At 69.3% G+C, this 23,334-nt stretch carries 21 protein-coding genes, 1 tRNA gene and 1 riboswitch; of the genes, 6 read left to right on the plus strand and 16 right to left on the minus strand.

Annotated features, from left to right (window positions below; translation table 11 throughout):
* Positions 1–16: 16 nt before the first annotated feature.
* The 5 genes from ACU6XJ_RS08305 to ACU6XJ_RS08325 all read right to left on the minus strand — a co-directional run bounded on the left by ACU6XJ_RS08305 (position 17) and on the right by ACU6XJ_RS08325 (position 6,152).
* Positions 17–796 carry a maleylpyruvate isomerase family mycothiol-dependent enzyme gene (locus ACU6XJ_RS08305; protein WP_476308238.1) on the minus strand — a complete coding sequence of 260 codons (780 nt, stop codon included), beginning with the start codon at positions 794–796 and terminating at the stop codon, positions 17–19.
* 28 nt (positions 797–824) lie between these two features.
* Positions 825–2,321 (minus strand): amidase, encoded by a 1,497-nt coding sequence (locus ACU6XJ_RS08310; RefSeq protein WP_476308240.1) that lies wholly within the window; start codon positions 2,319–2,321, stop codon positions 825–827.
* Between the two features lie 112 nt (positions 2,322–2,433).
* Positions 2,434–3,777: a type I glutamate--ammonia ligase gene (glnA, locus tag ACU6XJ_RS08315; RefSeq protein WP_476308241.1), complete on the minus strand. Its 1,344-nt coding sequence runs from the start codon at positions 3,775–3,777 to the stop codon at positions 2,434–2,436.
* Between the two features lie 211 nt (positions 3,778–3,988).
* On the minus strand, positions 3,989–4,528 hold the full coding sequence (locus ACU6XJ_RS08320; protein WP_476308243.1) for a GNAT family N-acetyltransferase: 540 nt from the start codon (positions 4,526–4,528) through the stop codon (positions 3,989–3,991).
* 40 nt (positions 4,529–4,568) lie between these two features.
* Positions 4,569–6,152, minus strand: coding sequence for an alpha/beta hydrolase (locus tag ACU6XJ_RS08325; RefSeq protein WP_476313861.1), 1,584 nt, complete (start codon positions 6,150–6,152; stop codon positions 4,569–4,571).
* A gap of 98 nt (positions 6,153–6,250) precedes the next feature.
* Here ACU6XJ_RS08325 and ACU6XJ_RS08330 point away from each other — a divergent pair, with 98 nt between their 5' ends.
* On the plus strand, positions 6,251–7,972 hold the full coding sequence (locus tag ACU6XJ_RS08330; RefSeq protein WP_476308245.1) for an NAD+ synthase: 1,722 nt from the start codon (positions 6,251–6,253) through the stop codon (positions 7,970–7,972).
* Between the two features lie 56 nt (positions 7,973–8,028).
* Here ACU6XJ_RS08330 and ACU6XJ_RS08335 read toward each other — a convergent pair whose 3' ends face one another.
* Entirely contained in the window at positions 8,029–8,433 is a 405-nt protein-coding gene (locus tag ACU6XJ_RS08335) for a DUF4383 domain-containing protein (RefSeq protein WP_476308247.1), read from the minus strand.
* A gap of 312 nt (positions 8,434–8,745) precedes the next feature.
* Here ACU6XJ_RS08335 and panB point away from each other — a divergent pair, with 312 nt between their 5' ends.
* Positions 8,746–9,621: a 3-methyl-2-oxobutanoate hydroxymethyltransferase gene (panB, locus tag ACU6XJ_RS08340; RefSeq protein ID WP_476308249.1), complete on the plus strand. Its 876-nt coding sequence runs from the start codon at positions 8,746–8,748 to the stop codon at positions 9,619–9,621.
* A gap of 102 nt (positions 9,622–9,723) precedes the next feature.
* Here panB and ACU6XJ_RS08345 read toward each other — a convergent pair whose 3' ends face one another.
* Positions 9,724–10,701, minus strand: coding sequence for a glutathione S-transferase family protein (locus tag ACU6XJ_RS08345; RefSeq protein ID WP_476308251.1), 978 nt, complete (start codon positions 10,699–10,701; stop codon positions 9,724–9,726).
* 198 nt (positions 10,702–10,899) lie between these two features.
* Between ACU6XJ_RS08345 and pip the strand changes: the two genes are divergently transcribed.
* Positions 10,900–11,859: a prolyl aminopeptidase gene (gene pip / locus ACU6XJ_RS08350; RefSeq protein ID WP_476308252.1), complete on the plus strand. Its 960-nt coding sequence runs from the start codon at positions 10,900–10,902 to the stop codon at positions 11,857–11,859.
* A gap of 105 nt (positions 11,860–11,964) precedes the next feature.
* Here the strand turns inward: pip and ACU6XJ_RS08355 are convergent, their stop codons facing one another.
* Positions 11,965–12,756 carry a Bax inhibitor-1/YccA family protein gene (locus ACU6XJ_RS08355; protein ID WP_476308254.1) on the minus strand — a complete coding sequence of 264 codons (792 nt, stop codon included), beginning with the start codon at positions 12,754–12,756 and terminating at the stop codon, positions 11,965–11,967.
* 352 nt (positions 12,757–13,108) lie between these two features.
* Between ACU6XJ_RS08355 and ACU6XJ_RS08360 the strand changes: the two genes are divergently transcribed.
* The gene (locus tag ACU6XJ_RS08360) at positions 13,109–13,720 is read left to right on the plus strand and encodes a class F sortase (RefSeq protein WP_476308256.1); all 612 of its coding nucleotides are present in this window, start codon (positions 13,109–13,111) and stop codon (positions 13,718–13,720) included.
* A 13-nt stretch (positions 13,721–13,733) separates the two neighbouring features.
* Here the strand turns inward: ACU6XJ_RS08360 and ACU6XJ_RS08365 are convergent, their stop codons facing one another.
* Positions 13,734–14,771, minus strand: a complete 1,038-nt coding sequence (locus ACU6XJ_RS08365) for a PQQ-dependent sugar dehydrogenase (RefSeq protein ID WP_476308258.1) — start codon at positions 14,769–14,771, stop codon at positions 13,734–13,736.
* A 199-nt stretch (positions 14,772–14,970) separates the two neighbouring features.
* Between ACU6XJ_RS08365 and pqqA the strand changes: the two genes are divergently transcribed.
* Together pqqA and pqqD are read left to right on the plus strand one after the other, a co-directional pair.
* Positions 14,971–15,105, plus strand: a complete 135-nt coding sequence (pqqA, locus tag ACU6XJ_RS08370) for a pyrroloquinoline quinone precursor peptide PqqA (protein ID WP_476308260.1) — start codon at positions 14,971–14,973, stop codon at positions 15,103–15,105.
* 86 nt (positions 15,106–15,191) lie between these two features.
* The gene (gene pqqD / locus ACU6XJ_RS08375; protein ID WP_476308261.1) at positions 15,192–15,491 is read left to right on the plus strand and encodes a pyrroloquinoline quinone biosynthesis peptide chaperone PqqD; all 300 of its coding nucleotides are present in this window, start codon (positions 15,192–15,194) and stop codon (positions 15,489–15,491) included.
* A gap of 8 nt (positions 15,492–15,499) precedes the next feature.
* Here the strand turns inward: pqqD and ACU6XJ_RS08380 are convergent, their stop codons facing one another.
* The 7 genes from ACU6XJ_RS08380 to ACU6XJ_RS08410 form a co-directional block, all read right to left on the minus strand.
* Entirely contained in the window at positions 15,500–16,249 is a 750-nt protein-coding gene (locus tag ACU6XJ_RS08380; RefSeq protein ID WP_476308263.1) for a (2Fe-2S)-binding protein, read from the minus strand.
* Between the two features lie 70 nt (positions 16,250–16,319).
* Complete coding sequence (locus ACU6XJ_RS08385; protein ID WP_476308264.1) at positions 16,320–17,093, minus strand: ABC transporter ATP-binding protein; 774 nt, start codon at positions 17,091–17,093, stop codon at positions 16,320–16,322.
* The gene (locus ACU6XJ_RS08390; RefSeq protein ID WP_476308266.1) at positions 17,090–18,157 is read right to left on the minus strand and encodes a FecCD family ABC transporter permease; all 1,068 of its coding nucleotides are present in this window, start codon (positions 18,155–18,157) and stop codon (positions 17,090–17,092) included. The genes ACU6XJ_RS08385 and ACU6XJ_RS08390 overlap by 4 nt, the downstream gene beginning before the upstream one ends.
* Positions 18,154–19,347: an ABC transporter substrate-binding protein gene (locus tag ACU6XJ_RS08395; RefSeq protein WP_476308267.1), complete on the minus strand. Its 1,194-nt coding sequence runs from the start codon at positions 19,345–19,347 to the stop codon at positions 18,154–18,156. The genes ACU6XJ_RS08390 and ACU6XJ_RS08395 overlap by 4 nt, the downstream gene beginning before the upstream one ends.
* Positions 19,348–19,395: 48 nt before the next feature.
* Positions 19,396–19,592: riboswitch (cobalamin riboswitch) on the minus strand.
* Between the two features lie 213 nt (positions 19,593–19,805).
* Positions 19,806–19,879 (minus strand) — tRNA-Leu (locus ACU6XJ_RS08400).
* Positions 19,880–20,047: 168 nt separating this feature from the next.
* Positions 20,048–21,181: an ATP-grasp domain-containing protein gene (locus ACU6XJ_RS08405; protein ID WP_476308268.1), complete on the minus strand. Its 1,134-nt coding sequence runs from the start codon at positions 21,179–21,181 to the stop codon at positions 20,048–20,050.
* 391 nt (positions 21,182–21,572) lie between these two features.
* Positions 21,573–22,898, minus strand: coding sequence for an NAD(P)/FAD-dependent oxidoreductase (locus ACU6XJ_RS08410; RefSeq protein WP_476308270.1), 1,326 nt, complete (start codon positions 22,896–22,898; stop codon positions 21,573–21,575).
* Positions 22,899–23,334 lie beyond the last annotated feature (436 nt).

The raw sequence follows: 23,334 nt of genomic DNA on the forward strand, positions 1-23,334 counted from the left end.
GGCTGCGGGGTCGGGATCAGCCAAAGGCGACCCGTTCCAGCCAGAAGTCCAGCAGCCGCTCATCGCCGAGTACCTCGACCTCGCCGCCGCCGATGGGCCTGCGCCGGTAGAGGATCAGCAGCAGTTGGGTGAGGGGCCCGCGCACGGCGACGGCGCACTTCTCGTGGGCTCGGCGCCAGGCGAGCAGGTCGCCGGTGAGGTCCACCACCCATTCCCCGGCCGCGTCGGTGGCATGGAAGTGCAGGGTTCGGCCGGGGCCGAGCAATTCGCGGCGGTGCGGGTGGAAGTCGAACATCATCGGCAGCGAGCCGAGTTCCATCCATTCGTCCACGCCATCCAAGGCGACCTGCTCGTCGACGGTGAAGTCCCGGCCCAGTGCGAGCACCGCGTCCGCGCGGTGGATCACCGTCTCGTGCGCGAAGCGGCGGGCGAAGAACGCCGAGGCCGTGCCGGGTACCGGGGTCCACACCGGGGCGTCGGGGCCCGCGGCGCGCAGGGTGTCGGCGAGCCGGGCCGCGCCCTCGGTGAGCCAGTCGCCGACCGCGGCGGGGTCGGCGCTGTCGTCGCCGTCGAGCTTGCGGATCTGGTCGTCGGGCAGGAACTCGCGTGCCTTGGTGCGCACGATCTCCTCGGCCCAGCGGTGGCCGCCGCCGATGTGCCGCAGCAGTGCGCCCACGGTCCAACCCGGGCAGGACGGCACCGACGTGCGAAGGTCCGCGCCCGCGAGGGCGTCGCGGAGCAGGTCGGTCTGGGTGACGATCTCGGCGCAGTACCGCTCGAAGCTCAGCCCGCTCATGCGCCCACCGTAGATCGCGGCACCGACATCAGGGCAGGGTCGGCAGGTAGCCCGGTGCCTTGCGGGCCTTGGTGAGCTGCTCGAACGCCGCCGCCAACGCGAGCATCCCGGCATCGGTGCGGTTGGCGCCGAAGAAGGACACCCCGATGGGCAGCGGCCCGGCGAAACCGGCGGGCACCGTCACGTTGGGGTACCCGGCGACGGCCGCGGGGGACGACGAGCCGAGCACGAAGGCATCGCCCGTGGCGTAGTCGGTCTTCCACGCGGGGCTGTTCGTCGGCGCCAGGATGGCGTCCAGCCGGTGCGCGGCAAGGGTTTCGTCGATGGAGGCCTTGGCCGCGTCCGTCGCGGTCTTGCGATGGGCCTGGTAGACGGGGTCGGTGATCGGCGGGGCGGCCAGGGACTGCTCGAACAGCTCCTGGCCGAACTTGGACAGCTCGATCGGGTCGTTGCGGTTGAACTCGATCAGTTGGGCGAGGGTGTCCGGGCCGTCGGGCCGGTTCGCCAGGTAGCGCTCCAGGTCGTGGCGGAACTCGCTGAGCAGCGCCGGGTACTCGTTCTCGGCGATCTTGTCCTGGTACGGCAGGTCCACCTCGACCACGGTGGCGCCGTTGGCCCGCAGAACGTCCACTGTGGAGTTCACCACGCGGTCGACGTCGGGGTCGAGGCCCGCCAGTCGCCATAGGCCGATCCGGGCGCCGCGGAGTGCGTTCGCGGGCTGCGCGTACTCGGCGCGGCCCTGGAGGGCGGCGAGGGTGATCGCCACGTCCACCACGTGCCGGGCCATCGGGCCCGCGGTGTCCTGGTGGGTGGACAGCGGCACCACGCCTTCGCCGCTGACCAGGCCGAGGCTGGGCTTGTGGCCGACGATGCCGTTGGCGCCCGCGGGGCAGACGATCGAACCGTCGGTCTCGGTGCCGATGGTGACCTGCGCGAGGCTCGCCGCCGCCGCGGCGCCCGAGCCGGAGGAGGAGCCGCAGGGGTTGCGGTCCAGCACGTGCGGGTTGTTGGTCTGGCCGCCGATGCCGGACCAGCCCGAGGTGCTTCGGGTGGAGCGGAAGTTGGCCCACTCCGACAGGTTGACCTTGCCGAGGATCACCACGCCCGCCTCGCGCAGCCGCCGAACCAGGGCGGCGTCGGCGGGCGGGCTGCCGGTCAGCGCGCGGGAGCCCGCTGTGGTCGGCATGCCGGCGGTGTCGATGTTGTCCTTGAGCAGCACCGGGATGCCGTCCATCGGGCCGAGCGACCGGCCCGCCTTGCGGCGCCGGTCGCTGGCGGCGGCTTCCTGCCGCGCGGTCTCGCTGACGTGGGTGACGGCCCGCACCTTCGGGTCGACCTCGCGGATCCGCCGCAGGTAGACGTCGGTCAGCCGGACCGCGGTCAGGTCGCCGTCGGTGAACTGGCGCTGGACGGTGGGGATGGTCAGCCGGTCGACGTCGATCTCCTGCGCCTGCGCACCGGCGGGGACCACGGCGGCAGCGGTTAGCACGGCGGCAGCGGACAGCCGCAAGGCGAGTGAGCGCACCCTTCAACAACAGTCGCGCGGACCTTGCGAATCAATCAGCCGTTCGCCCCCAGTGCCGTTAGGTCATGGGGGCTATGTACGCAGTTCTTCCGGACCCCGCGTCGAAGCGCCATCACATGACGGGGAGGTAGGTGCGCAGCTCGTAGGGCGTGACGTGGCGGCGGTAGGCGTCCCATTCGGCGCGCTTGTTGCGCAGGAAGTAGTCGAACACGCCCTCGCCGAGGGTCTCGGCGATGAGTTCGCTGTTCTCCATCTCGCTGAGCGCCTCGGTGAGGTTGTGCGGCAGACCGGTGTAGCCCGCGGCGCGGCGCTCCGGTTCGGTCAGCGACCACACGTCGTCCTCGGCCGCGGGCGGCAGTTCGTAACCTTCCTGCACACCCTTCAGACCTGCCGCGAGGATCACCGCGTAGGCCAGGTAGGGGTTGCAGGCCGAGTCGACGCTGCGCAGCTCGACCCGGCGGGATGAGGCCTTGCCCGGCGAGTACATCGGCACCCTGACCAGCGCGGACCGGTTGGCGTGGCCCCAGCACACCGCGGTGGGCGCCTCGCCGCCGACGATCAGCCGCTTGTAGGAGTTGACCCACTGGTTGGTGACCGCGGACATCTCCCTGGCGTGCTTGAGCAGCCCCGCAACGAAGGCCTTGCCGGTCTTGGACAGCTCATGCGGGTCGGTGTCGTCGTGGAAGGCGTTCTGGTCGCCCTCGAACAGGCTGACGTGGGTGTGCATGCCGGAGCCGGGGTGCTCGGAGAACGGCTTGGGCATGAACGAGGCCCGCACGCCCTGCTTGATCGCCACCTCCTTGACCAGGTACCGGAACGTCATCACGTTGTCGGCCATGGTCAGGGCGTCGGCATAGCGCAGGTCGATCTCCTGCTGTCCGGGTGCGCCCTCGTGGTGGCTGAACTCCACCGAGATGCCCATCGCCTCCAGCGCCTCGATCGCGTGCCGCCGGAAGTGCGGGGCAGCGTCGTGGCTGGCCTGGTCGAAGTAGCCGCCGGAATCCGCGGGCGTCGGCTCGCTACCGTCGTTGGGCAGGTCTTTGAGCAGGAAGAACTCGATCTCGGGGTGCACGTAGCAGGTGAAGCCCGCCTCGCTGGCCTTGGCCAGCGTCCTGCGCAGCACGTGCCGAGGGTCCGCCCAGCACGGTGAGCCGTCGGGCATGGTGATGTCGCAGAACATCCGCGCCGAGTAGTGGTGGCCGTCGGCGGTCTCCCACGGCAGCACCTGGAAGGTGGCCGGGTCCGGCTTGGCCACCACATCGGACTCGTACACCCTGGCGAAGCCCTCGATCGCGGAGCCGTCGAAGCCGATGCCCTCCGAGAACGCTCCTTCGAGCTCCGCGGGCGCGATGGCGACGGACTTGAGGAAACCGAGCACGTCGGTGAACCAGAGCCGGACAAACCGGATATCGCGTTCCTCAAGCGTGCGCAGCACGAACTCCTGCTGGCGATCCATGGGCGCCAAGAGTAGGTGCGGCTCGTTACCGGCATGTTTCATACCGTGCGCGGTCGTGCGAATGTGAAACCCAAACGGCTATTGCGCCGCGCCCGCACCCATCTTCGGCCGGTGCACCGCCGATGTCGAGGCCGCCCCGCTCGAGGGCGTCTCCGCCGGTCGAGTGATGCCGCTGGTCAAAGGGTGCGAATCCGCCGTCGTGTTCCCGGTCTCAGTCGGCGAGCACCGCCATGATGATCACGTCGTGCCACTGCCCGGCCCAGCGCAGGGCGTCCCTGCGCACGCCCTCCCGCACGAAGCCACATTTCTCGTAGACGCGCTGCGCCCTCGGGTTGTAGTCGTAGACCTCCAACTCGACCCGGTGCACCCCCGCCGAGAACGCGTAGTCCACGGCCAGCCGGGTCGCCTCCGTGCCGTAGCCGCGCCCGAACACCTGCGGTCCCGCGAGCGCGATGCGGAACTGTACGGAGAAGTTGTCGGTGTCCAGGTCGCACAGCACGACCTCGCCGAGGAACTTGCCGTCGGAGTCCAGCACCGCCCAGTCCGCGCGGTCTGCGTGCTCCTGCACGCCCGCCAACCGCCGCCGGACAACCTCGGGGTCGAAACGGCGGGTGGTGCCGGTCATCCGCAGCGTCTCCGGATCGTGCAGCATCGCCCACACGCCGTCGAAGTGCTGCTCGCCCAGCGGTTCCAACACGATGCGCTCGCCCTGGATGCGGGAGACGTCGGTGAATGCGGAGATGTCCACCATGGACCCAGTCAACCCGCGTCGCGGCGCGGTCCGCCCATCCCTACTGGGTACAGCGCGGGTCCTGGTCGGGGAGCCGCAGCGTGAGCAGATAGCCGGTGCCGAGGTCGTCGACGCACTTCTTGCCTTGGAGGAACACCGTGTGCTGCTCGCCCTGGAAGGTGAGCAGGCGGGCGCCCAGCGCCTTGGCCAGGTCGACGCCCGCCTCGTACGGGGTGGCCGGATCGCCGGTGGTGGAGATCACCAGCAGCGGCGGCAGGCCCGCGGCCTGCGGGACGTGCGGCAGGCTGGTGGGCGGCGTTGGCCAGAACGAGCAGGCGTCCAGCGCGCCGCCCGGTGTGTTGCCGTCGTCGGCGAACGGCGCGGCCTCGCGGTAGCGGCGGTCGGCCTCGGTGAGCATCGCGCGGTCGGTGATGCGCTGGTCGTCGACGCAGTGCACGGCGACGAACGCGTCGGTGATCGTGGAGTACTTCCCGTCGGCGCCGCGACCGTAGTAGTTGTCGGCGAGTTCCAACAGCTGATCGCCCTCGCCGTCGGCCAGCTGCTCAAGGCCGGTGGCGAGCTGATCCCACAGCTGCTCGGTGTAGAGCGCCTGGAGCACGCCGGTCATCGCGTCGCTGTAGGAGAGTTTGCGGCCGTCGCGGGTGTCGGCGGGCTCGCCGACCAGCGGATCGACCAGGTCGCGGAACCGTTGCACCGCGTCCGCGGGCTGGTCCCCCAGCGGGCAGCCGCCGTCGCCGACGCAGCGTTTCGCGAAGGCCTCGAAGGCCTTCTGGAAGCCGCGGCCCTGCTCGACCGCGCTGTCCACGGCGTTCTCGTCGGGGTCCACCGCCCCGTCGAGCACCATCGCGCGGACGTTGGCGGGGAACATCTCCGCGTACGTGGTGCCCAGCCGGGTGCCGTACGAGTAGCCGACGAAGGTCAGCTTCGCGTCACCCAGCGCGGAGCGGAGCAGGTCGATGTCCTTGGCGGTGTCCCTGGTCCCGACGGTCGCCAGGAAGTCCTTGCCGGTGCGCTCGGCGCATTTCGCGGCGTAGTCGCGGTTCTCCCGCTCGGTCTGCTCGATGCCCGCCGGTGAGGTGTCGGTGTCGATGTCCAGCCGGTCGGCGTCGCGTTCGGCGTCGGTCAGGCAGCGGATCGGCGGTTCGCTGCCGCCGATGCCGCGCGGGTCGAAGCCGACCAGGTCGAACCGGCGGCCCAGTTCGGTGTTGCGGACCAGCGCCGACATCGACGACGCGGCCGCGGTGCCGGAGGCGCCGGGCCCGCCGGGGTTGACCACCAGCGAACCGATGCGGCGGCCCGGTTCCTCGGCCTGCCTGCGCAGCAGGGCCAGCGTCACGGTGGTGCCCGCGGGATTGGCGTAGTCCAGCGGCACGATCAACCGGGCGCACTGGATGTCGCGCCGCGCGAAGGAGACCTTGTCCTCCGCGGTCTTGGCGTAGGGACGGCAGTCGCCCCAGCCAAGCTGCTGTCCGTAGAAGCGCTCCAACCCGGGCGGCACCGCTCCCGCCGGACCGCGTTGTTCGATGCTCACCGGCACCGGTCCCTCGCCGGGTCGCACCGCGGTGCAGCCGGAGAGCACCAGCAGGCAGGCCAGGACACGCGTGACGGTCAACACGCCGGTGATCCTGCCAGTAGGCCGAACGGACACCGTCGAAAGGACCACGTCCGTCACCTTGACCACCTCCGTGACCATTCCGCGGGCGCGGCGGGGAAGATGGCGGTATGCCCCAGTTGCGTCTGGCCATGGCCCAGGTGAACTCCTGCGTCGGCGATCTCATCGGCAACACCGACCTCGTGCTGGAGTGGACGCGGAAAGCCGCGCAGTCCGGCGCGCATCTCGTGGTGTTCCCGGAGATGGTGCTGACCGGCTACCCGGTGGAGGACCTCGCGCTGCGGCGCTCCTTCGCCGAGGCCTCGATGCGGCAGGTGGAGGTGCTGGCCGGGCGGCTCGCCGAGGCGGGCTGCGGGCAGATCGTCGCGGTCGTCGGCTACCTCGCGCTGGACGAGGTCGGCCCGCGCAACGCCGTCGCGGTGCTCCACGAAGGCCGCGTCGTCGCCACCCAGTACAAGCACCACCTGCCCAACTACGGCGTGTTCGACGAGCGCCGCTACTTCCGCTCCGGCGACTCGCTGACCATCCTGCGGCTGTACGGGCTTGAGGTGGGCATGGTCATCTGCGAGGACCTCTGGCAGGACGGCGGCCCGATCGCCGCGCTCGGCAAGGCGGGCGTCGACCTGGTCGTCTCGCCCAACTCCTCCCCCTACGAGCGCAACAAGGACGACGTCCGGCTGCCGCTGGTGGCGGGCCGGGCCCGCGAGGCGGGCGCGCCGCTGGCGTACGCGAACCTGGTCGGCGGGCAGGACGAACTGGTCTTCGACGGTGACTCGCTGGTGGTGGCCGCGGACGGAACCCTGCTGGCCAGGGCCCCGCAGTTCGTCGAGCACCTGCACCTGCTGGACCTCGACCTGCCGGGCGGCGCGCCCACCGAGGCAGGCCTGATCGAGGGCTTCCACGTCTCCAGGCTGACCCTGACCGCCGACACCAGCCCCAGCTTCCAGCCCACACCCGCGGCCGAGCCCGCCGAGCCGCTCTCCGACGAGGCCGAGGTGTGGTCGGCGCTGGTCACGGGGCTGCGGGACTACGTGCACAAGAACGGCTTCCAGTCGGTGGTGCTGGGTCTGTCCGGCGGCATCGACTCCGCGGTGGTGGCCGCGCTCGCGGTGGACGCCCTCGGCGCCGACGCCGTGCACGGGGTGTCCATGCCGTCGGACTACTCTTCCCAGCACTCCCGCGACGACGCCGAGGAGATCGCCCGGCGCACCGGCCTGCACTACCAGGTGCAGCCGATCGCGGACCTGGTGAAGGTGTTCGTCGAGCAGCTTGGCCTGACCGGGCTGGCCGAGGAGAACGTGCAGGCCCGCTGTCGCGGGGTGACGTTGATGGGGCTGTCCAACCAACACGGCCACCTGGTGCTGGCGACCGGCAACAAGACCGAGTTGGCGGTGGGCTACTCCACGATCTACGGCGACGCCGTCGGCGGCTTCGCGCCGATCAAGGACGTGCCGAAGATGCTGGTCTTCCGGCTGGCCAGGTGGCGCAACGCCGAGGCCGAGAAGCACGGCGAGGTGCCGCCCATCCCGGAGAACTCCATCGCCAAGCCCCCATCGGCGGAACTGCGCCCCGACCAACTGGACAGCGATTCGCTGCCGCCTTATGAACTGCTGGACGAGGTGCTGGGCGACTACATCGAGGGCGACAAGGGCTACGCGGACCTCCTCGAAGCGGGCTTCGACCCGCAACTGGTCGAACGCGTCCTGCTGATGGTCGACCGCGCCGAGTACAAGCGCCGCCAGTACCCGCCCGGCACCAAGATCACCTTCAAGGCGTTCGGCCGCGACCGCCGCCTTCCCATCACCAACTCCTGGCGCGAGCGCCAGGCCTGATTTCGGACCGGGTGCCCCGAGTCGTGATCGGCTGGGGCACCAGGTCGGGAAAATCGTCAGGCCGTCGTTGTCGAGCGGGTGCCGACGCCGAGGCCGACCAGGAGCAGCACCGCACCGCTGACGAGGTGCAGGATGTTGTCCGCTCCGTTGATCGCGAGGATGTTGGCCGAGCTGTCACCGATGAACAGGCCGATGATGCCGACCAGCAGATACACCGCGCCAACCAGCGTGTTGATCTGTGCCGACCTGGCGGCGCCCGCGTAGGCCCCGTAGACCAGCAGCGCACCGATGAGCAGGTGCACGACGTTGTGCAGATGGTTCACGCTGAACAGACCGAGCAAGTCACCGCCGGTGTGGCCGGCGAACGCGTGTCCGCCGGAGACGGTGAATCCCAGCAACCCGACGACGATGTAGACCCCGCCGAAGATGTATCCGAGCAACTGATTTGGCGTGCGGGACATGGTTACCTCCCTGCGTGGTGCCTTTGCTCAATTGTTCGCATCCAAGGTCAAAACGGATGTCCTATTTCGCACGCATTACGGTGATTTTTCCGCCGGATACCCCTTCAACCGGTAACGCCCGGTAAGGGATACTCACCCGCTTGGGTTTGCATCATGCAATTACGTCGCTGACCTGCGCCGATGGGTTCGCGCTGTGAGGTCGCTCGCACAACCGCTGCCGCGCTCGGCCGAAAGTGTCACGCTGGATTCAGCACCATCCACCACGAACCCAGGGACCTGCCTGCACAGGCCTTGAGGGAAGGACGGTCGACGATGACTGTGCACGGAGAATCCACCGGCGAGGTAGCCGCCCCGTACGGCACCGGAGCCGCGAAATCGGATGGCACTCCCAAGCGGCGCATCCGCATTCACCACCTGCGTGAGATGAAGGAGCGCGGGGAGATCTTCCCGATGCTCACCGCCTACGACATGTACACCGCGCAGATCTTCGACGAGGTCGGCATCCCGGTGCTGCTCGTCGGCGACTCGGCGTCCAACAACGTCTACGGCCACGAGACCTCGCTGCCGGTGACGGTCGACGAGCTTTTGCCGCTGACCAGGGCGGTTACCCGCTCGGTCAAGCGCGCACTGGTCGTCGCGGACCTGCCGTTCGGCTCGTACCAGCTGTCCCCAGAGCAGGCGCTGGCCACCTCGGTGCGGTTCATGAAGGAGGGCGGCGCGCACGCCGTGAAGCTGGAGGGCGGCCGCCGGTTCGCCCCGCACGTCGAGGCCATCACCGCCGCGGGCATCCCGGTCATGGGCCATATCGGCTTCACCCCGCAGAGCGAGCACAACCTCGGCGGCTACCGCGTCCAGGGCCGCGGCGACACCGGTGACGACATCGTCGCCGACGCGGTCGCGGTTCAGCAGGCGGGCGCGTTCTCGGTGGTCATGGAGATGGTGCCCGCGGAGGTCGCCAAGCGCGTCACCCACGAACTGCGCATCCCCACGGTGGGCATCGGCGCCGGTCCGGACTGCGACGGGCAGGTGCTGGTCTGGCAGGACATGGCGGGCCTGCGCCGCGGCAAGACCCCGCGCTTCGTCAAGCGCTACGCCGATATGGCGGGCGTACTGGCAGGCGCCGCGCAGTCCTTCGCCGACGAGGTACGCGGCGGCGACTTCCCCGGCCCGGAACACTGCTTCCACTGATGTCGTTCCACGGGAGTGCGGCGCATGGCCCATGTGCCGCACTCACCTCATAACAGACCCGTGGCCTGCGCCGATGTTGGGAGTCGGCGCAGGCCGCGTTCGTCATTCCGGCGGGGTGCCGGTGCCGAACGGGGAACCGCCGAGGGTTTCCCGGCCGTGCGGCTGGTGCCACCAGGACAGGTCGGGGCCCGCGGGCACGATGCGGCTGGGGTTGAGCTGCTCGTGGGTGCAGTAGTAGTGCCGCTTGATGTGGTCGAAGTCCACGGTGTCGCCGAAGCCCGGCGTCTGGAACAGGTCGCGGGCGTAGGCCCACAGCACCGGCATCTCGGCGAGCTTGTTGCGGTTGCACTTGAAGTGACCGTGGTAGACGGCGTCGAAGCGGACCAGCGTGGTGAACAGCCGCACATCGGCCTCGGTGATGGCATCGCCGACCAGGTAGCGCCTGCTCTCCAGCCGGGTGCTGAGCACGTCCAGTGCGTTGAACAGATCGCGGAACGCCTCGTCGTAGGCCTCCTGTGATGAGGCGAAACCGCAGCGGTAGACACCGTTGTTCACATCGCGGTAGACGTCGGCGCTGATCGCGTCGATCTCGTCGCGCAGCGGCTCCGGGTAGAGATCGGGCGCACCGTCCCGGTGGAATTCGCGCCACTCCCCCGACAGGTCGAGGGTGATCTGCGGGTAGTCGTTGGTGACGACCAGCCCGGTGGTGGTGTCCACGATGGCGGGCACGGTGACCCGGCCCGCGAAGGACGGATCGGTGGCGAGGTAGGCGTCGGAGAGGAACTCGATGCCCAGCACCGGGTCGCGGTCGTCATCGTCCAGGGTGAACCGCCACCCGCGTTCATCCCGGATGGGGTCCACCACGCCCAACGAGATGGCCTCTTCAAGCCCGAGCAACCTGCGGACGATCACCGAGCGGTGCGCCCATGGGCAGGCCAGGCTCACCACCAGCCGGTATCGCCCCGGCCGAGCCTGGTGACCGGAGGAGCCATCCGCGGTGATCCGGTCGGTGAAGTGGTTGGTCTGACGTTTCCATTCGCCCTTGGCCGAGGTCTCGGCCACGAACTGCGCACGACCCATACGTCGAAAGTAGAGGAGAACCCCGACAATCGCGCGCTGCCTGCTCGCCTGGGACGGAGATTTCGCGGCTTTCCGACGTTAAAGACTCACGCCTGCGTCCGGGTCATCGATATGGCGCGCGTCTCGTCCGACCGGTGGTGCGCCGTACCGGCCACTAGGTGTTTAGCTGCTGTCACATCGGAACAGGGGAGGACACTGATGCGCGCGCTCTACCCGGAGATCGAGCCCCACCAGACCGGCATGCTGGCGGTTGGCGACGGCCAGCAGGTGTACTGGGAGGTCTGCGGCAACCCCGCGGGCAAGCCGGTGGTGTTCCTACACGGCGGTCCGGGCGGTGGCTGCAACGCCAAGCACCGCAGGCTGTTCGATCCCGCCGCCTACCGGATCGTGTTGTTCGACCAGCGCGGCTGCGGCCGCAGCACGCCGCACCTCTCCGACCCGGCCGCGGACCTGGCCACGAACACCACCTGGCACCTGATCTCCGATATCGAGAAGCTGCGCGAGCACCTGGGCATCGACCGCTGGCAGGTCTTCGGCGGCTCCTGGGGCTCCGCTCTCGCCCTGGCCTACGCGCAGACGCATCCCGAGCGGGTGGCCGAACTCGTGTTGCGCGGCATCTTCACGCTGCGTCGCGGCGAACTGGACTGGTTCTACCAGGGCGCGGCCGGGCAGATATTCCCGGAGAAGTGGCATGAGGTGACCAGTCTGCTGACCGAGCAGGAGCGCGGCAACGTGCTGGCGGCCTACCACCGCCGGGTCAACGATCCCGACCCCGAGGTGCGGCTGCCCGCGGCGGTGGCCTGGAGCACCTGGGAAGGATCGACGGTCACGCTGCGCCCCAACGCCGAACTCATCGAGCACTTCGGGGGCGCGGAGTACGCGGTGGCCTTCGCCAGGATCGAGACGCACTACTTCATCAACGGCGGCTTCTTCGAGGAGGGCAGGCTGATCAGGGACGCGGGCAAGCTCGCGGGCATCCCCACCGTGATCGTGCAGGGCCGCTACGACGTGGTGACGCCAGCGGTCTCGGCGTGGGAACTGCACCGGGCGCTGCCGGGCTCCGAGCTGGTGATCGTCGACGACGCCGGGCACTCCGCGGACGAGCCCGGAATCCAGCACCACCTCATCGAGGCCACCGACCGTTTCGCCCGGTCCTAGGAGTATCCGGAGATCGCGCTACTGGCCGAGACGACCGACCGGTGCCTATGACAGCGAAAAGGGGCGCCCCCCACGGGGAGGCGCCCCTTTCCTGCCGATCTCGGATCAGTCGCTGCTGAAGTAACTGAGCAGACGCAGGATCTCCAGGTACAGCCAGACCAGCGTGACGAGCAGGCCGAAGGCGATGTACCAGGCGTACTTCGACGGGGTGCCGGACCGGATGGCCTGGTCGGCGGCGTCGAAGTCGAGCAGGAAGCTGAACGCCGCGATGCCGATGAACAGCAGGCTCACCGCGATGCCAAGCGGGCCGGGCGTCCTGATGCCGATGCCGTCCTGGACGAAGAAGCCTGCGACCAGGTTGACCAGCATCAGCGCGGCGGCACCGATGGTGGCGCCGATGATCCACTTGGTCAGCCTCGGGGTGACCCTGATCGCACCGGTCTTGTAGATCACCAGCATGCCGATGAACACGGCCGCGGTGCCGATGATGGCCTGCGGCACGATGCCGTCGAACTTCTGCGCGAAGATGTAGGAGATGCCGCCGAGCACCACGCCCTCAACGGCGGCGTAGGCCAGCACCAGCGGGGGGCTGGGCTTCTTCTTGAAGATGATGACCATCGCAAGGACAAGGCCGATGATCAGCGCGGGCAGCGCCAAGGCGTACGCGCCGGTGAAGAACGTGAGCGCACCCGTGGCGATGGTCACCGCAAGCGTGATCGCGGTCTTGGTGACCACGTCGTCGATGGTCATCGGCCGGTCGCCGGTCTGCGCCGGTGCCTGACCCGCGTATGGGTCATAGCCCGCGGTCTGGGCACCCGGGTAGTTGTTGAACGTCGCGTAGCCGCTCTGTCCGCCCTGCGGCAGATTGCGGAACGCGGGGTTGCTGGTCGAGCGCACCTCGTCCTCCTGGGAACCATTGAGCGCATTCACCGGGTTAAACGGCCAGACCCCTCGGCCGGTTCCCGCCTCGCGCCTGCAGACTTTACTCCGGATCCTCCGATGGATGCCGTTGGTCTGCTCTGGCGACGATAAGGAGGCGGTTGCTCGCGGGAAGTAACCAACTGGCATCCTCAATCGATGGCAGGATAGGTACAAGGCGGGTTTTGTCGGGTTTGCCCTGACGTTCCGGCTAGATTGGTCCCCTACTGGGGCGAGTCAGTTCACGACCGGGCAAGGTTCCGGCGTTCACGAAGTTTCACGGCTCCCCCGTCCGCTGTCCGGATTGGCGCGAGGAAGGTTCGGAGAAGAGGTGGCGCTGCGATTCCGGGCCTCTGCCGAGGAAGGCAGCGGCCGATCCGGGCCTCTGCTGCTGATCGCGATCGCGATCGGCGTCGGGGTCACCGGCGGAATCCTCGCGACCGACGAGATTCGCGACCGGCAGCAGGCGGTGCTCGCCGCAGCGGGCCCCACCTCCGAGCCTGTTAAGGCCATGCGGACCATCACACTGCCCGGCGGGCGCAAGGCGACGCTGGTCAGGGCGGTGCCGGACGAGGCGGCCAAGGTTCCGATGCCCGCCGAACTGGACCAGGCGAACTGGTGGGGCGTCGAGCCCACCGCCACCGAGGGCGCGACCCTGCTGGCGAGCCGCGCCCACGTCGGCGAGGTGACCGGACCGTTCGCCGAGCTGTACACCGTGCGGCCCGGTCAGCTGATCACGCTCCAGGACGAGAGCGCCCACCAGCGGCTCTACCGCATCGCCGAAGTGCGCGACGTGCCCAAGAGCGATCTGCCGGGGCTGGCGAGCAGCGCGATCAACCGGCGCGGCAGCCACCAGTTGGTGCTGGTCACCTGCGCCCCGCCGGACGCTCCGGGAGGGCCGGTCAACGGCAAGAACAGGGTCGTGATCGCCCAAGCCTCCTGACCGGCCCCGGAACTCACCCGTCGCTGCTGATGATCCGGTCGTCGTCCGCGGTGGGACTGCCCCGGCCGTCCCGGTTGGACGTCAGGAGCCACAGCGTGCCGTCGGGCGCGACCACCGCGTCCCGCAGCCGGCCGTAGGTGCCCTGGTACATCGCCTGCGGGTTGCCGACACTGCCGTCGGAGTTCAGCGGCACCTTCCACAGCCGGGTTCCGCGCAGCGCGGCCACGTAGATGCTGCCCTTGTACACCGCGATCCCGGCGGGCGAGGCCTGCGAGGTAGACCACGTGCGCAGCGGGTTGGTGTAGCGGCTGTCGTTGCAGGGGCCCTCACAGGTCGGCCAGCCGTAGTTGCGGCCGGACTCGATCCGGTTGAGCTCGTCGAGGCGGTTGTTGCCGTGCTCGGAGGCGTACATCCGGCCCGTGGGGTCCCAGGCGATGCCCTGCACGTTGCGGTGGCCGAGGGTGTAGACCAGCGAACTGGCGCCCGGGGCGGGCTTGCCGTCCGGGGTCATGCGCAGGATCTTGCCGCCCAGCGAACTCGGGTTCTGCGCGTTGGACGAGTTGCCCGCGTCGCCGGTGCTGGCGTAGAGGAAGCCGTCCGGGCCGAAGCCGAGGCGGCCGCCGTTGTGGATGCTCGCCTTGGGGATGCCGGTGACGATCGGCTGCGGGGTGCCGCCGAGTGTGGTCCTGGCGATCCGGTTGTCCGAGGACGAGGTGTAGTAGACGAAGATCGTCTTATCGGTCTCGTAGTTGGGGGACACCGCGATGCCGTGCAGCCCGCCCTCGCCGCTCGGGGCGACGCCGGGAATGCGCATGGCCTCGCTGACCTGGCCGTTGCGCACCGACACCACCCGGCCACCGCGTTCGGTGACCAGAGCGCTGCCGTCGGGGAGAAACGCCGCGCTCCAGGGAACGACGAGCTTGGTCGCCACCACCCGTTCCGCGGCTGGGCCGAGATTGTCGGCGGGCACCGCGGAGGCGCTGGGGATTGTTGCCGCGATGGCGGCTGCTGACACAGCTGCGTAGGCGGCCCAATGACGCAGGGAAGTCATTTGCCCTCCTCCAAGCGGTCGCAGGGTACGACCGCGCGGGAAAACGCTATGAAACTGTCAGTACACCGAAACACGCCCGCCAGGACTTCGCTAGGTCCGCTTGGACTAGACCAGTCGGCGCACTCACTCCAACGGGGGTGGCGTGCTGGGAAAACGGTTCTTAGCGTTGGGGCAAAGCCCCTGCCGCTCTGGAGGAATCGTGTCGACACCCACCAAGCCCGCCAACCGCGCCGCCAACGACACCCAGTCGAAGCCCAAGCCGCGCTGGGAGAAGCCCGACTTCGCGACCGTCGAGACCGCCATGGAGATCACCGCCTACGCCGCCCGGCGTTAACGGGCACGCCCATTCAAATGCGCCCTCCGGCGTGCCATCCTGGACGCCCTGTTGTCCTTGACAGACCTTGACACCGAGGGGGCGGGATGGCACCGATCGCCGCGCATACGGTTCCCCGGCTGGCCCCCGGTGTCAGGCTGCGGTACGACCCGGTCCGGGCCTGTCACGTGCTGCTCTACCCGGAGGGCGTGCTGGTGCTGAACCGGACCGCCGCCTCGGTGCTGACGCTGTGCGACGGGGTGCGTTCCGTCGGCACCATCGCCGAGGACCTCGGCGAGTCCTATGAGGACGCCGACCCCGACGAGGTCGCCGACCAGATCCTCGAACTCCTGGACCGGTTGAAGGGCCTCCGCCTCATCGACGCCGCCGAGACCGCCGCCTCCTGAGGGCGGTGTCAGCGGCGGGCGGCGGGCAGGCCGCAGTCTCCGCACATGCCCGCGCCGGGGACGCGGTAGTACAGGCAGCAGTTGCGGCGGCGGAACGCGGTGATGCCCGCGACGTGGTGGAACACGCCGCTGCCCTGGAGCGGCGGCACCGCCAGCAGGGCCTCGGTGAGCTGGATCGCCGGGCCCGCCGGGAACGGGCTCGACTCCAGCATGCGCGTGACGCCCGCCAACGAGGACGCGGCGTTGCCCCACATGAGGTTGTCGGCGAGCCGCACCTCGGCGCGGATGGCGGTCAGCAGGGGGCGGAGGTTGCGGTCGATCACCTGCTCGACGAGCAGGGCCGCGATCCGGTCGCGGTCGGCGCCGGTGAGTTCGGCGGGTGCCCGCGTGCCTGCCCAGGGCAGTTCGGTGCCCGTCAGGGCTTGGGCGTGCAGGGCGACCGAAGCGCCGGGCGCGGCCCGCCAGCGCAGGGACCGCGGGTCGAGGTCCGGCAGTACGCCACGGGCCAGGGCCGCGCCCAGCGCGGGCGAGAAGATCCTGGCGGCGTGGCCCTGGAACAGGATCGAGGCGGCCACCCGGCGTTCGGCGGTGCCCATGCGCCGGGCGAAATCGTCGATCAGCCCGCCCAGCTGGTCACCGGAGTACAGCTCGGCCAGGGTGCCGCCGCGTTCGCCGTCCCGGCGGCGGCCATCGGTGCCGACCTCGAAGAACGAGCCAAGCACGGCGATCTCGCGGAACGCCTCGGCGACCAGACTCACACCGGCACCTCGATCTCGCGGAGCGCCTTGGCGTCCAGGCTCACGCCCGCAGCTTCCACGGCCATCCCGCTCATACTGGCTCCTCACGCAGCCGAAACGAGCCGGTGCCCGCGTCGAAGGCCAGCTCGGGGGTGTCGAAACTGGCGGCGATCAGCCCCCGGTCGGTCAGCTCGGCGGGCGTCCCGCTGTGCAGCGCGCCCGCGCGGTCGACCAGCCAGGCGTGGTCGGCGACGCGCAGCGCCAGTTCCAGGTCGTGGGTGGACACCACGATGGTCAGCCCTTCCTGCCGGGCCAGCCTGCGCAGCAGACCGAGCAGCGCCACCCTGGACGGCGCGTCCAGGTAGGCGCTGGGCTCGTCTAACAACAGCATCCTCGGCTGCTGGGCCAACGCCCGCGCGGTCAGCACCCGCTGGCGCTCGCCGTCTGACAACTCGCCGACCAGCCGGTCGGCCAGCGCGGTCACGCCGACGGCCGTCATCGCCCAGTCGACGACCTGCCAGTCCTGCTCGTCCAGCGCGCCGAACAGCGAGGTGTGCGGGTAGCGGCCAAGCCCGATGAGCTCCCGCACCGAGAGCAGCCCGACGTCGATCCGCTCGGTGAGCACCACCGCGATGCGCCGGGCCCGCTCGGCGGGGCTCAGCCCGTCCAGGGGCTCCCCGGTCAGCAGCGCCCGGCCGCCCAGCGGTCGCTGCAACCCGGCCACCGTGCGCAGCAGCGTCGACTTCCCGGTTCCGTTGGGGCCCAACAGCACGGTGAGCCGCCCGCCGGGCGCCTCCGCGTGCAGGTCGGCCAGCACGGTGCGGCCGGGGTAGCCGACGCCGAGCCCGTCCAGCCGCAGGCTCATGTGACCGCCCCCGCCGCGAGCCGCTTGCTGCGCAGCAGCACGGTGACCACGATCGGCGCGCCCAGCAGCGCGGTGACCACGTTCAGCGGCAGCACCGCACCCCCACCGGGCAGCGCGACGGCGATCGAGCAGGCCAGCGCGATCACCGAGCCCATCAGCAGCGTGGTGGGCACCAGCACCCGGTGGTCGGAGGTGCCGACGGCGATCCTCGCCAGGTGCGGCACGGCGATGCCGAGGAAGGCGACCGGCCCGCAGAACGCGGTCACCGCCCCGGCCAGCAGCGACGAGCTGACCAGCGTCAGCGCCCTTGCCCCGCGCACCGGCAGGCCCATCGTGCGGGCGTAGCTCTCGCCGAGCAGCAAGGCGTTCAGCGGTTTGACCATGAGCAGCCCGATCAGCAGCCCGGCCGCCACCGTCGGCGCGAACACGGCCAGGTCGGACCAGGTGTTTCCGGCGAAGCTGCCCAGCCCCCAGGCCAGGAACTGCTGGGCCCGTTCGGGATTGGTCAGGTTCAGCAGCAGGCTGACCACGGCGCTGGTGGCCGCGCCCACCATCACCCCGATCACCAGCAGCGTCACCGCCGAGCGCACCCAGCGGGAGAGCACCAGCACCCCCGCGAGCACGACACCAGCGCCGAGCGAGGCGGCCAGCACCATGCCGATCCGGCTGGTCGGCGCGAGTCCCGCCGTGAACATGCCGCCGACGCTGACGGTGCCCATGATCGCCAGCGCCACGCCGAGGCTCGCCCCGGCGCTGACCCCCAGCACGTATGGCTCGGCCAGCGCGTTGCGGAACAGGGTCTGCAACTGTAGGCCCGCGACGCCCAGTCCAGCGCCCGCCAGCGCGGCGGTGATCGCCTTGGGCAGCCGGACCGTGCCGATCACGACCTCCCAGCGCGGATCGTGCGTCGGCAGGCCGAACAGCACCCGCACCGTCTCGTCCACCGGGACCGAGACCGAGCCGATCGCGGTGGCCAGTACCAGTCCGATGCCGGTGGCCAGCAGCAGTCCCAGCAGCGTCAGCCTGCGCCGCAGCCGGGTACCGGCAGGCAGGCCGTTGGTCACGGCCGCGGCACCGGGCGGTAGAAGGCGAATTCGTGTCCCGGCGACAGCTCGGGGTGCAGGATGGCGACCAGGTCGCCGAGCACGAGGTCGGGCCTGGTGACGCCGCGCTCGTAGTAGTCGGTGCCGCCCGAGGGCGTGGTGACCTTGGCGTTGGTCCACACCGCACCGGACTTCACGGCGGCCAACTCGGCGTAGCGGCCGTCCTCGGCGATGGCGTCGGCGGTGGTGGCCCAGGTGCGGTCGACCAGCCAGACCGGGGCGGCGCCCGCGGCGGCGAAGACCGTCTCGAAGTCCAGCTTCAGGCTGGCCGTCTCCGGCCGGTCCGCCCACGGGTAGCTGCCGCCCGCGTCGGCCAGCAGCGTGCCGAGGAAGCTGCCGCCCGCAGGCGCGACCCAGGTGCCCTGGAGCATCACGCCGGGGAGCACGGGCGTCTTCTGCGCGCCTTTGGCCTTGGCCGCGGTGCTGTTGTAGTCGCGTTCGATGCGGTCGAAGGTCTCCCGCGCCGTGGCCTCCGAGCCGGTCAGCGCCGCCATGGCCTTGAGCCACTCGGCGCGGCCCAGCGGGGTGGCCTCCAGCCATTCGGCGTTGGGCAGCACGGGGATGCCCGCGTTGCGCAGCGCGCCGTAGCCGGGGTCGTCGAAGCCGCCGGTCATCAGCAGGTCGGGCTTGGCCGCGATCACCTTCTCGGCGTCCAGCTGGTTGGCGGGCGCGTACTCGGCGACCTTGCCCGCGGCGATGCGTTCCCGCACGGCGGGCGAGATCACGAAGCTCGCGCTGGACACGCCGGTCAGCACGTCTACCTTGTCCAACTCGGCCAGCAGCGGGAGGTGGGTGGTGGAGGCGGAGAAGAGGCTGCGGATCGGCGTCTGCACGACCGGGGCGTTCGCCAACTCGGCGGGCAGCGTCGGCTTGGGCGCACCGCAGCGCAGCAGCACGTAGGACTCCGGCTTTCCGCCGGGGTAGGGCTGGTTGACGGTCAGCACCTGGTAGCTGCGGTGGTAGCTGAGGCTGAGGTTGCGGGCATGCCGAAGCTCGGACTTGACCGGGAAGTAGTCGGTCGAGGCATCGAAGGAGGTGATGCAGTCCTGGCCGTTGACCGGTGCGGGCGCGCCTGCGCCGCCCGTGCAGGCGGTCGAGCCGATCAGCACCGCCGCGGCCAGAGCCGCGAGACGCCCCAAGGGTGCCGACATGGTTGCCGCCCTCTCTCGGGGAAGTCCGCCCCGATGTCCGTGGTGAGGAGGCGAGTGGCTCCAGTCTCCTGGCTGCCGGATCGACACGTTCCCGGCCTTCCCATCCCCTCGAGGGGACAGTGGCTGTCGGTGGGTTCGTTCCCCGGTCACAGTGGCGGCACCGCGCCGGATTCACACCGGCTTCCTGGTTGCCATCGCCTGCTTTCATCATCGCATCCCGCTGCGGCGGTAATGCGAAACGGGTAATGCGCGACGCGGTCGAAAGCCCACCAGACCGGACACAAATTGATCACAACAAGATCACAATGTGTATTGGGCGCGACCGTTTGGGCGCGTCGCACAGATCACTTCAGGGTGAGCGCTGGACAACGCAGGAGAGGCCGCCGAGTCGCCTACGCCCAGGCGACTCAGGCAAAACCGCAGGTGAGGCGGGTTCTTCTCTACCGAGACCCGCGCTGTGCCCCCGGACGGATTCGAACCGTCACTTGGACCCTTTTAAGGGGCCTGCCTCTACCGATTGGGCTACGGGGGCGGAGCGCAGCCTAGAGGCTCAAGCCCGCCGAACGGGAGCGAACGCGAAAAATCGCCCCAGCCGGACCAGTGGGAAGGAGTCCATTCGACCGCGGGCGTAACCGCCGACGCCTCGGCGTTACGCCATTCCAGCGCCTGAAGATAATTACGAACTGCGCCCGTCCAACGCTCAGCTTATGTGACTTGTTTCACGAAGTTGTTCGAACTTCGTGGCGACCCAGTCATGCAGCAGGTCGGAGACGTCGGTCCGGTCGGCGCGGTGCTCGAACCAGCGCCAGTCGCAGTTCACGTTCACCTCGAGGAAGACCGGCTTGCCGTCCACGACGAGCAGGTCGAAGGCCGCGACCGACAGCCGCCAGCGCTTGGCCAGCCCGAGTAACTGCTCCCCGAGGAACGGGGGCACCTCGGTGGGTTCGACGCTCACCGCGTCCGGGTCGACCCAGAGCTGGGCCGGATCGTGCTTGACCACCCGGTAGGCGAACAGCTCCTCGCCGATGACGAACACCCTGAGCTCGCCGTCGGACTTCAGGTACTGCTGCACGATGACCGGTGCGGGTTCCGGCGTCTCACTCGCCCTGCGGGCGTCCAGAGGCCGGGGAAACAGGCCCTGTAGCGAGCCGGGCTTGGGTTCGAGCAGGTGGTGGCCGATGGTTTTGACGATGCACCGCCCGCCGCCCGGCCTGCTCCGCCCCGGCCGGGTGGTGACGGCGGTGCGGGGCACGTCCAGTCCGGCCGCGGCGGCGTCGGAAAGCTGGGTGAGCCGGTCCAGGGTGCTGCTCGGCTGGTTGGGGTTGACCTGGGCCCAGTCGGTGCGGCCCGCCAGCCAGTTGACCACCGCCCGCCACTGGTCGATGGCGTAGGCACCGTTCATCGTGCGAGGGTCGACCGGGATGGCGGTGACGTCGAAGTGGCGCCGCCACACCAGCAGCGGCCGCAACAGCCTGCGGTCCAGCTCGAGGATGGGCGCGTCGGTGTAGATCGTGAGATCGAGGTCGAGGCACCGGTCGGCATCGATGCGGGCCATCCTGATGCCGCGCTCGGCCAGCGCGAGGGAGAGCTCGTTCATCTCCATATCGGCCGCCCTGGACAGCACCAGGACGCAGGGCAGCGGATTGCCGCTGGGGTCATCGCCCGACAGGCCCTGCCGGTGCACCTCCTCCTGGAAGTCCAGGCAGGTGTCGGCGGCGCGGAAGAAGTAGTCCTGGCCCTGCAACAGCAGCGGCACGGACTTGGAATTGCTCCCCTGACGCGACGGATCGGGCGGGTGCGGGCCGTCCTCCCGCTCCCGCCCGATCTCAGTCATCAGTCATCCTTCTTGCGAAAGATCTTCTGTGCTCGGGCATACTCTGCCGCGAAGTCGGCGAGCTGACCGTCCTTGAGCTCGCCCTTGCGGATCCGAGCAGCCATTTCCTCGATGGACACCGGGTTCACCTCGTCTCCCCAGCGCTCTCACGCTTTCAGGTGATGATCCCCTATTGCGTCAGACTACGGTAACAGAGCGTCAGAGAACGCATAGCCTGAGGTCATAGGTGAGACAGGTTTTTGTGACCAATTCGACACCTTTGAAGAATATTCGCATCGAATGGCCTAATGCTTTGTGACCACTGAGAGCGACGCTGACCCGCAACCGCCAAGTGGGCTACCCAGAGCCTACTACTCTGTGTAGTCCATCTTTGAGCTCTCAAACACTTCGGTCAGCTGGCAGCGGCCCGGGCGAAGTCCGCCTTGGGGTCGTTGATCTGGCCCAGCGCCACGACCTCGCGCTGGAACAGCAGCGCCAGCATCCAGTCCATCACGATGCGGAACTTGCGGTTGAAGGTCGGCATCCGGCTCACGTGGTAGGCGCGGTGCAACAGCCAGGCCGGGAAGCCCTTGATCTTGATACCGAAGATCTCCGCGACACCCTTGTACAGCCCGAGGCTGGCCACCGAACCCGCGTAGGCGTGCTTGTACGGCTTCAGCTTGGTGGACCGGATGCTCGCCACCACGTTGTCCGCCAGCACGAAGGACTGCCGCACCGCGTGCTGCGCCGACGGGCTGCACGTCGCCTTGGGGTCCTCCTCGACGCGGGTCAGGTCCGGCACCGCCGAGCAGTCACCGGAGGCGAAGGCGTCCAGGCTGCCCTCCACGTTGAGCTGCGCGGTGCAGCGCACCCGGCCCCGCTCGTCCCGCGGCAGATCGGTCTGCGCCAGCACCGGGTTGGCCTTCACACCCGCGGTCCAGACGATGGTGTCGGTGTCGAACTCGGTGCCGTCGTCCAGCACGACGTGGCCGTTCTCCATGGTCTTGACCCTGGTGTCCAGGAAGACCTGGATGCCGCGCTCCTCAAGCCGCTCCACGGTGTAGACGCCCAGCGGCGCGCTCACCTCGGGCATCACCCGGCCCGCGGCCTCAACGAGCACCCAGCGCATGTCCTTCGGCTCGATGTTCTCGTAGTACCTGCTGGCGTAGCGGGCCATGTCCTCAAGCTCGGCCAACGCCTCGATACCGGCGTAGCCGCCGCCGATCACCAGGAAGGTGAGCAGCCGCCTGCGCAGTTCCGGGTCGATGGTGGAGGCGGCGAGGTCCAGCCGCGAGAGCACGTGGTTGCGGAGGTAGATCGCCTCGCCGACGGTCTTGAACGCGATGCCGCGCTCGGCGAGGCCGGGGATCGGCAGCGTGCGGGCGATCGAGCCAAGCGCCACGATCAGCACGTCGTAGCCAAGCTGCTCGACGTGCCCGTCCGGCACCTCGACGGTGGCCACCTTGTCCGCGTGGGAGACCTTGGTGACCCGCCCGGTGAGCACGTGGCAGCGCTTGAGCACCCGGCGCAACGGAACGACGACGTGCCGCGGCTCGATGGAACCGGCGGCGGCTTCCGGCAGGAACGGCTGGTAGGTCATGTGGGGCTGCGGGTCGACCACGGTCACGGAGGCCTCGCCGCGGCGCAGTTTCTTCTGCAGACGCAGGGCCGTGTACATCCCGACATAGCCGCCACCCAGGATCAGGATCCGGGTCGGCTCAGAACGACGTGCTGCCATGGCTTCATCGTCGCACCCATCAATATGCGGGGCTTGCCAACCCGGCCCTGTTGTGACCCCGGTCGCCGGTGTCCTTCACCACGCTGACCTGCTACGGGACGTTGAAGAGCCGGTCGGCGACCTGCACTGGATCAGACCAACTGGACGCCGACGTGCGCATACTCACGGAGTACCCTTCGCCGCTGTGCGATCCATGACCGTTTCCTCCGCGGCGGCAGCTGCGTGTCTTCACCGCGGCTCCGATGACAACAGGAAAAGCAGGACGCCCGCACCCGGACGCACCGCGAGATCGACCACAGCAGCCAATACAACGGATGCGTCCCTGAAATGGGTCCAGGCAGGAGTCCATGCGTCGTACAGCGTCTGAAAGCGAACGGGACGAAGCAATGCAACAGGAGATCATCCGGTGTCGCGTATCGGAGATCGCTCCGCTCGG

This window comes from Actinorectispora metalli (assembly GCF_056323685.1).

What these genes read in the sequence shown, in the direction of transcription:
- ACU6XJ_RS08385 (WP_476308264.1), bottom strand. Translation starts at nt 17,093, where the DNA reads ATGAGCCTGCGGCTGGACGGGCTCGGCGTCGGCTACCCCGGCCGCACC.
- ACU6XJ_RS08320 (WP_476308243.1), bottom strand. Translation starts at nt 4,528, where the DNA reads ATGGTGGACATCTCCGCATTCACCGACGTCTCCCGCATCCAGGGCGAG.
- pqqD (WP_476308261.1), top strand. Translation starts at nt 15,192, where the DNA reads ATGGCACCGATCGCCGCGCATACGGTTCCCCGGCTGGCCCCCGGTGTC.
- ACU6XJ_RS08305 (WP_476308238.1), bottom strand. Translation starts at nt 796, where the DNA reads ATGAGCGGGCTGAGCTTCGAGCGGTACTGCGCCGAGATCGTCACCCAG.
- pip (WP_476308252.1), top strand. Translation starts at nt 10,900, where the DNA reads ATGCGCGCGCTCTACCCGGAGATCGAGCCCCACCAGACCGGCATGCTG.
- glnA (WP_476308241.1), bottom strand. Translation starts at nt 3,777, where the DNA reads ATGGATCGCCAGCAGGAGTTCGTGCTGCGCACGCTTGAGGAACGCGAT.
- ACU6XJ_RS08365 (WP_476308258.1), bottom strand. Translation starts at nt 14,771, where the DNA reads ATGACTTCCCTGCGTCATTGGGCCGCCTACGCAGCTGTGTCAGCAGCC.
- ACU6XJ_RS08395 (WP_476308267.1), bottom strand. Translation starts at nt 19,347, where the DNA reads ATGTCGGCACCCTTGGGGCGTCTCGCGGCTCTGGCCGCGGCGGTGCTG.
- ACU6XJ_RS08410 (WP_476308270.1), bottom strand. Translation starts at nt 22,898, where the DNA reads ATGGCAGCACGTCGTTCTGAGCCGACCCGGATCCTGATCCTGGGTGGC.
- ACU6XJ_RS08345 (WP_476308251.1), bottom strand. Translation starts at nt 10,701, where the DNA reads ATGGGTCGTGCGCAGTTCGTGGCCGAGACCTCGGCCAAGGGCGAATGG.
- ACU6XJ_RS08335 (WP_476308247.1), bottom strand. Translation starts at nt 8,433, where the DNA reads ATGTCCCGCACGCCAAATCAGTTGCTCGGATACATCTTCGGCGGGGTC.
- ACU6XJ_RS08405 (WP_476308268.1), bottom strand. Translation starts at nt 21,181, where the DNA reads ATGACTGAGATCGGGCGGGAGCGGGAGGACGGCCCGCACCCGCCCGAT.
- ACU6XJ_RS08330 (WP_476308245.1), top strand. Translation starts at nt 6,251, where the DNA reads ATGCCCCAGTTGCGTCTGGCCATGGCCCAGGTGAACTCCTGCGTCGGC.
- panB (WP_476308249.1), top strand. Translation starts at nt 8,746, where the DNA reads ATGACTGTGCACGGAGAATCCACCGGCGAGGTAGCCGCCCCGTACGGC.